The sequence below is a fragment of the Microcoleus sp. S13_B4 genome (assembly GCF_036700885.1).
Lineage (GTDB): Bacteria > Cyanobacteriota > Cyanobacteriia > Cyanobacteriales > Microcoleaceae > Microcoleus.
Genome location: NZ_JAUBPU010000068.1, coordinates 22183 through 29207 on the forward strand (window position 1 = coordinate 22183; position 7025 = coordinate 29207).

Here is a 7025-nt window from a genome sequence, read left to right on the forward strand (position 1 = left end):
GCGGGATGTTTGGAAACCCCCAACGAAAGCTGTTGGGGAATGAAATTGGAACCAATACTATTGTTTTCAATATTAATCTAATTTTAAGTAGCCATGACTGGAAACACACCAAACCAACGGCCGGTTATTTCTCTGAGGCTTTCGCCTGTTGTAGTGGCGGTAGAGCTTTTGGGTGCGATCGCGATTTTGCTGGCTGTTTTGCTCATCGTCAAGTTTTGGGCGGTTTTGCCCGATCAAATTCCGATTCATTTCGGCTTGGGGGGGCTGGCTGATGCTTGGGGCGACAAGATGACGATTTGGCTCATGCCCGCGGTTGCGGCCCTTATTTTTGCGGTTTTAACTGCGGTATCCCGCTATCCGCATACTTTTAATTATCCGGTACAGATTACTTCTGAGAACGCTCACCGGCAATATCTGTTGGGGCGAGGCCTTTTGGTTTGGCTGAAGGCGGAGATTTGCTGGCTGTTGGCGTTTGTGGTGCGGCAGCAAATTCTTGTCGCTTTGGGCAATGCTCAAAGGTTTAGTCTGGAGTTAGTTTTGGGGATAATTGTTTTGATATTTGGGACGGTTGCCGTGTATTTGCTCAAGGCTTATTCTGCTCGCCAGATGTAGGGCAAACAACTTACATATACCTAAAAAGTGGGTTTTTAGATATATTTTTTTGCCGCCGTTAATAATATATAACCTCTCCAAAATACCTAAAATTTCTTTGGAATGAGGAATAAATTACTCAAAATTTTATGAGGGGTTTAGTCCTCACTAAAAACCTTTTGAAGGGCGGGTAATTGACTGGAGATGATAGGAATACCAGGCGAGACGTTTGTGTTACGGTAAACGCCGCTCGACTAACCCATCAGATATGTTTGCTGATTGTTCATCGGCAATACTCGCAACCGTCGATTTTTTAAATCAGGTTCTAAGCCCAGTTCTTCCATGGGAATCACGCCCAGCAAAACAGCGGAAACGCCTTCGGGTAACTCTAAACAATCAAATCTCCCTTCTCTCCCCTCTACAATAATTTGAGCGTCGGCAAAAATTCGACCTTTTTTGATGCCCGCTGATGTTTCTACATCTCTTTCTCCTACTTGTATTAAGCCTAACTGGCTAATAATGCGAGCTGGCAAGGAAAGCAGAGTTGCTCCGGTATCGACAACAACGTTATCGAGGGTAACCGACCGAACTTCCTCAACAGAAATAAATCCCCGTTCTGCCATAACTCGATCGATGCGATTCGTGACGGTGATTGTAGTGATTACTTGACCCATTTGTTTTTCTTGAAGATTTGGGAGTACCAGGGTCATAGTATGTTACCTCTTTGAGTGTAATTAGTAGATATTTCTATTGTAATGCTATATAGAATCCTGCGAAAGTTAGTTAAAATCGTTTTAATGACCCGCTAAAATTAGAATTTGCCTCAACGCATGACACCAGAAAACAATTCTTCTCAACCCAATCGCCCTGAATCTAACGTGACTGTAGAAAGTCTGAACGGTGCGAACCCTACTGTGCCACCAGAATCAGGGACAATCGTCGCTACTGTTGAACCGGAAAAACCGGTGCCGCCGCCTCCAAGTCGCAAGGTTTTATTGCCGCAGCAGCCGGAACAAACGACTACTGAGAAGTCGGGGTCAGTGCTGACGCTGGGGTTGATCGCAGCGATGATTTTTGGGCTAGCCAATGACAACATTTGGCTGGGCTTAATTGGCGCCATCGGTGCGATGGGCGTATCGCTGCGGCTGATGTGGCCGAGTTGGGGTAAAATCTGGGCGCAGGTAATTCCGCCGGCTTGGCGCACGCTGATCGTCGCCTGCTTCGGGCTTTTAGCTGGGATTGTTGGCTTGCTGATGCTCAGCGGTACTAATACTGAACCGGGAAGCCGCAACATCCAAATCAACTGGGACGCCATCGGTGCCCTCGGCGAGCTGATCGGCGCTTTGGGCCAAATTTTGATCGCAATTTTGGGCGTTTACGTGGCTTGGCGGCAGTATGTGATCTCGAAAGATTTGACGATTCAACAAAACAGAATTACGCAGCAGCAAACGATCGATGCTTATTTTCAAGGGGTTTCCGACTTAGCCCTCGACGAACAAGGATTTTTGGAAGATTGGCCGCAGGAAAGGGCGATCGCAGAAGGCCGCACCGCTGCGATTATGAGCAGTGTAGATGCTGAAGGTAAAGCTAAAATTCTGCGGTTTTTGTCGCAGTCTAGATTGGTTACTCCTCTGAAGCGCGATCGGCTTTTAGGCCGCCCCATCCTTGACGGCGACGGCGGCTACGCTGAAGATAGAGATCACGGTATCCGCGTTATCGATCTCAATGTCATGTTAGCGGGTGCGGACCTGGCTGGCACTGATTTGCGGTGGACGGATTTGAGCGAAGCCAACCTCGTCCGTGCCAATCTCAGCAAGTGCGATTTAGTGAAAGCCAACCTCTCGCGCGCTGTGTTGTACGACGCCAATCTCGCTCGCGCCGACATGAGAGGCGCCGCATTATTCTACGGCTCGGCAGAAACTGCATCTCCCCGCAGCCGTACCGAATTTCCCAACTATCAAACGGGTGAACATACCGGCGCTGTGGTTGAACGTGTTGATTTCACCGGTGTCAAGCGGCTGTCGGAGGATCAGCGCTATTACTGCTGCGCTTGGTGTGGCTCGAAGTCGAGAGAGACTATTCCCGGTGGCTGCGAAGGGATTCCCAATAAACTCGGACGTTAAAATTAGCAGTACACCTGTACTTACGTATATATTTGGCGATGGCTCGGCAGCGGACTATACTTTAATTTTAAATCTAGAGTCTTGCGCTGCTTTAGCCATGACAAATACTGATTTAGGGCTAGAAGTAATTCCTCCGCGTCCGCGCTCCAAAAGCAGGGACGGGTTAATTTTTGTAATTGCTATGTGGTTTCTGAGCCGATCGATAATTGCGATCGGGATGCAAGTAATTGCTCCTTTAGTCTGCAAGAACCCGCCCGTGTATCCCTGGCCACCTCTGGGTTTTGTCAGTGGCTTCCTTCCCAAAAGTGGCTGGGAACTGTTTTCGCATTGGGACGGTAAATGGTACACCCAAATCGCTAATTTAGGCTACAGCTATGCAAATGACGGGCAGCAGCATTCCGTTGCCTTCTATCCGCTTTTTCCCTTACTAATTCGGGGGCTGATGACCCTCGGAATGCGAGCCGAAGCTGCAGGGGTATTAATCAACTCTTTGGCGTTTTTGGGTGCGTTATTGGTGGTGTATTTTTGGGTAGAGGAGCGATACGATGCTGGTGCAGCGAAGTGGACAACTGCTGTGCTAGCTTGGTCTCCGTTCTCACTATTTTGCACTGTCATGTATACAGAAGGATTGTTTTTGTTCCTGACAGCATCGGCTTTACGAGCTTTTGAGAGGGGCGAGTATATTTGGGCTGCTTTTTGGGGAGCTTTGACGACTGCTACTAGAGGCCCAGGAGTAGCCCTGATACCTACTTTTTTGCTGACAGCTTGGAGGGAAAAAAGACCTCCCCTCGCTTATACTGCGGGTTTTGCTAGCGGGATCGGGTTCTTTTCATTTATTTTATACTGTGCTATTAATTTGGAAGAGCCTTTAGCATTTATTCACATCCAAAAAGCCTGGGGTCAGCCTACTTGGTTGGAAATATTTAAGAACTTTTTCAGTTTCCGCTTGTACGCTGCTACTAAAGTTGGGATGGTTTTTGGCGGTTGCTATTTGTTGTGGTATTTACGAAAAAGGTTGAGCATTACAATCATTTGCTTCGGTTTTTGCTCTTTGACCCTGCTGGTTACTTCGGGAGCGTTACAATCGGTAGAGCGCTACGCTTACGGTATTGTGCCGCTGTCAATAGGTCTTGGCTTGTTATTGGCGGCCAAGCCTCGTTGGGGTTACGGGTTGATGGGATTGTTTGGCGTATTTCTGCTTTACGTTTCCGTGAGATTTGCTAGTTGGCTGTGGGTAGCTTAGGGGCGATCGCTCTTAATATCTTTTGCCCAAACTTAATTTACTCTCTTTCCCAAGCTGCCTGAAAAAAGTCTCTTTCACAGAGCATAGCGTAGCGATAGGTTGCTTCTACTTCCGACCCAGCTTCTGCGTAGCGATCGACCAAACTTTCCAGCCGTTTTGCTAAAATCTCAAAATCAGGGCTGCTATAGGTGAAAATCCAGTCGCTAAAGGCGTGTTCCGGTATATTAGGTTTAGCTAGCTGCTGTCCCAAAAAAGCATATAACCGCAAGCAAGGAGTCATCGCGGCTGCTGTCAAACCGACACCGCTTCCCCAGGCTGTCGCTAATAAAAAATCTGTGTAGCGGCGGGTAGCAATTTTCGGTTTAGCCTCTTGCAAGTTTACCTCCCATTTGGCTGCATATCCTTGATGCAACCGAAGTTCTTCTAAAACACCGCTGCAGAGATTGTGGAGAATTTCAAACCCCTCCCAGTCGGGTGCTTTTGCAGCAGCGACACTGTAAGCGCGAGCGAATGCTCCCAGAAAAAATGCGTCTTGTGCAACGTAATATGCAAAACTATTTTGGGGGAGGCTGCCGTCAGCAATGCCTCTGACAAAGGGATGTTGCAGACAAGCTTCGCTTAAGTCTTGATTTGCTTGCCAAAGATAATTGGAATTTGTCATGCAATTTTGAATCGATGGGTTATGATTGTAACTTTTAGATGCCGAGTCAACACCTATAGCAATCCTCGCATCATTTGTGAATTTCTTACTCCCTCCCCGCGAGTTCGGGGAGGGTTGGGGTGGGGTAAAATATTTACGGCTCCTGCAAGGATTGCTATATGATAACAGAAATTTTCGCTTGGTTGGAGTCAGTCTTAGTTAACCTGTCGTTTTTCGTATGGTATTTAAGAAAATAGATAAGTTTTGGTACGCTGCTATTTTGTCGGGGGCTATTGTCTGGTTCAAAAAGCGAAATTAAGTGCCGAACCTCTCTCGTGAAGCAGCCAGCGTGTTTGGGGAAAAATAAACTTGTCATTTAAGGGTTGAACAGCCGATTTTTAAACAGAAACTGTAATGAACGATACACCTAAGTATTCCTTGGTAATTCCCATTTATAACGAAGAAGAAAATCTGGCTGAATTATATCGACGAATTAGGGCCGTGATGGATCGAATGGACGGCCCAGTAGAATTAATTTTAATCAATGATGGTAGCCGCGATCGCTCTCTCGAACTTTTGCGAGAATTGCACGAAAAAGATTCGCGAATTTGTTACCTCAGTTTTGCCCGCAATTTCGGTCATCAAATAGCTGTAACTGCTGGTTTAAACTTTTCTACTGGTCAAGTTGTAGTCATCATGGACGGCGATTTGCAAGACCCGCCAGAGCTCATTATAGATATGGTAGCACAGTGGCAGCAGGGCTATCAAGTTGTTTATGCTCAGCGCACTCAACGCCGTCAAGAAGGTTGGTTTAAGCGGTTGCCTGCTTATATGTATTATCGCATTTTGCGCCATCTTGCTGATGTTGATATTCCGATAGATACCGGAGATTTTTGTTTGATGGATAGGTGCGTGGTGGATGTACTCAACGCCATGCCAGAACGTAACCGCTACATTCGGGGATTGCGAGCTTGGATTGGTTTTAAACAAACGGCGGTTAAGTTTGAACGCGATCCGCGCTTTGCAGGCGAGGTTAAGTATACCTTCAGAAAATCTTTGAGTTTGGCGATGAATGGTTTAGTATCTTTTTCAAAAGTACCACTCCGACTTTCGATTTATTTGGGGTTGTTTGCTGCATTTATATCTGTGTTAATGGCTTTTTTAATTTTGTATTGGCGGCTTTTTTATCCAAGTTCTGCCTTAACTGGTTTGACAATTGTGATGATGGCGGTTTTCTTTTTGGGTGCGGTGCAGTTGGTTAGTATTGGGATATTGGGCCAGTACATAGGGCGGATTTATGAGGAGGTGAAGGGTCGCCCGCTTTATACGCTGGCAGAAGTGGCTGGTTTTGGCGATCGGTGTCGATCGCCAAAATAATGTTAGCAGACAACAGTTAACTCATCGTGCCTAAATTATCTAATTTATGAGATAATTTAAGATCGTAAAATCTTCTCAAGACTCATGTTTAAACTTTACGAGTATTCCCCCTCGGGCAATTGCTATAAAGTTCGCTTACTCTTAACTCAACTTAATATTCCCTTCGATCGCATAGAGATTAATATTCTCCAAGGAAAAAGCCGCACACCTGAATTTTTGGTCAAAAATCCCAATGGCCGCATTCCGGTGTTAGAAATCGCATCGGGTAAATTTCTCTTTGAATCGAATGCAATTATGTTTTACTTGAGCGAAGGAACAGAGTTTTTCCCAACTGATAAATTTGAACGCGGTCAAGTCATGCAGTGGTTATTTTTTGAACAGTACAGCCACGAACCTTTTATTGCTACTTCTAGCTTTTGGTACATGACAGGAAAAGCTTAAGAATATCAGGAAGCACTTCAACAAAAACAAGCACCGGGTTATGCTGCTTTAGGGGTGATGGAACAGCATTTAGCAAACCATGCTTTTTTTGTAGGCGATCGCTATACTATTGCTGACATCGGTTTATTTGCTTACACTCACGTTGCGGGTGAGGGCGGATTTGACTTAACGAGATTTCCCGCAATTAAAAGTTGGATAAATCGAGTAAAAAATCAACCTCGATATACTCCCTTCCCGCTAGAAGACTATAGAATGAGGTTATAAATATGTTGAATCGTGTTGGCAATTTGGATGGGAGCCTGCAATTGTTGGGTTTAAAAAAAGGTTTTTATTCGCATTTCAACCTGCTCGATACTTTTGTCACTTGGCATCCGGATGTAGTAGTCTTAGTCGGAACAAATGAATTAGATATTCGACTAAATTAAAATTCGGAGAATATGGTGGTGTATAAACAAATTCAACTGTTATCTGTTGCTCAATCTCTGATGTGAATAACTCAGCGCATAAATAACGCTACAGCTTATATTTATGCGCTGGGGGGGTGACAACCCGCCTGAAACCCATATTTAGTAAGGATTGAGCCAACTTGTGGTAAAAAAAGATAGGCAGC

Annotated in this window: 8 protein-coding genes and 1 pseudogene; 6 read left to right on the top strand and 3 right to left on the bottom strand. The window is 45.6% G+C overall.

Going from position 1 to position 7025, the window contains the following annotated elements; genetic code table 11:
• The first annotated feature begins 93 nt into the window (after nucleotides 1-93).
• Nucleotides 94-612 carry a DUF1648 domain-containing protein gene (locus QT994_RS23865; protein WP_333178940.1) on the top strand — a complete coding sequence of 173 codons (519 nt, stop codon included), beginning with the start codon at nucleotides 94-96 and terminating at the stop codon, nucleotides 610-612.
• Between the two features lie 233 nt (nucleotides 613-845).
• Here the strand turns inward: QT994_RS23865 and QT994_RS23870 are convergent, their stop codons facing one another.
• A complete protein-coding gene (locus tag QT994_RS23870; protein ID WP_333178942.1) occupies nucleotides 846-1301 on the bottom strand; it encodes an aspartyl protease in 456 nt (151 codons plus the stop codon).
• A gap of 120 nt (nucleotides 1302-1421) precedes the next feature.
• Between QT994_RS23870 and QT994_RS23875 the strand changes: the two genes are divergently transcribed.
• Complete coding sequence (locus tag QT994_RS23875; protein ID WP_333178945.1) at nucleotides 1422-2714, top strand: pentapeptide repeat-containing protein; 1293 nt, start codon at nucleotides 1422-1424, stop codon at nucleotides 2712-2714.
• 97 nt (nucleotides 2715-2811) lie between these two features.
• Entirely contained in the window at nucleotides 2812-3957 is a 1146-nt protein-coding gene (locus QT994_RS23880) for a mannosyltransferase family protein (RefSeq protein ID WP_333178948.1), read from the top strand.
• A 37-nt stretch (nucleotides 3958-3994) separates the two neighbouring features.
• Here QT994_RS23880 and QT994_RS23885 read toward each other — a convergent pair whose 3' ends face one another.
• Nucleotides 3995-4618, bottom strand: coding sequence for a TenA family protein (locus QT994_RS23885; RefSeq protein WP_333178951.1), 624 nt, complete (start codon nucleotides 4616-4618; stop codon nucleotides 3995-3997).
• A gap of 393 nt (nucleotides 4619-5011) precedes the next feature.
• Here QT994_RS23885 and QT994_RS23890 point away from each other — a divergent pair, with 393 nt between their 5' ends.
• From QT994_RS23890 to QT994_RS23900, 3 genes and pseudogenes are all read left to right on the top strand, one after another.
• On the top strand, nucleotides 5012-5974 hold the full coding sequence (locus tag QT994_RS23890; RefSeq protein WP_333178954.1) for a glycosyltransferase family 2 protein: 963 nt from the start codon (nucleotides 5012-5014) through the stop codon (nucleotides 5972-5974).
• An 84-nt stretch (nucleotides 5975-6058) separates the two neighbouring features.
• Nucleotides 6059-6415, top strand: coding sequence for a glutathione S-transferase (locus QT994_RS23895; protein ID WP_333178956.1), 357 nt, complete (start codon nucleotides 6059-6061; stop codon nucleotides 6413-6415).
• Between the two features lie 21 nt (nucleotides 6416-6436).
• A pseudogene (locus tag QT994_RS23900) lies at nucleotides 6437-6679 on the top strand (glutathione binding-like protein); the annotation flags it as partial.
• 96 nt (nucleotides 6680-6775) lie between these two features.
• Here QT994_RS23900 and QT994_RS27945 read toward each other — a convergent pair.
• On the bottom strand, nucleotides 6776-6895 hold the full coding sequence (locus QT994_RS27945; protein ID WP_445243945.1) for a transposase: 120 nt from the start codon (nucleotides 6893-6895) through the stop codon (nucleotides 6776-6778).
• Nucleotides 6896-7025: the final 130 nt, after the last annotated feature.

Coding starts and splice junctions, on each gene's coding strand:
- QT994_RS23875 (WP_333178945.1), top strand. CDS start 1,422: ATGACACCAGAAAACAATTCTTCTCAACCCAATCGCCCTGAATCTAAC.
- QT994_RS23880 (WP_333178948.1), top strand. CDS start 2,812: ATGACAAATACTGATTTAGGGCTAGAAGTAATTCCTCCGCGTCCGCGC.
- QT994_RS23895 (WP_333178956.1), top strand. CDS start 6,059: ATGTTTAAACTTTACGAGTATTCCCCCTCGGGCAATTGCTATAAAGTT.
- QT994_RS23885 (WP_333178951.1), bottom strand. CDS start 4,618: ATGACAAATTCCAATTATCTTTGGCAAGCAAATCAAGACTTAAGCGAA.
- QT994_RS23865 (WP_333178940.1), top strand. CDS start 94: ATGACTGGAAACACACCAAACCAACGGCCGGTTATTTCTCTGAGGCTT.
- QT994_RS23890 (WP_333178954.1), top strand. CDS start 5,012: ATGAACGATACACCTAAGTATTCCTTGGTAATTCCCATTTATAACGAA.
- QT994_RS23870 (WP_333178942.1), bottom strand. CDS start 1,301: ATGACCCTGGTACTCCCAAATCTTCAAGAAAAACAAATGGGTCAAGTA.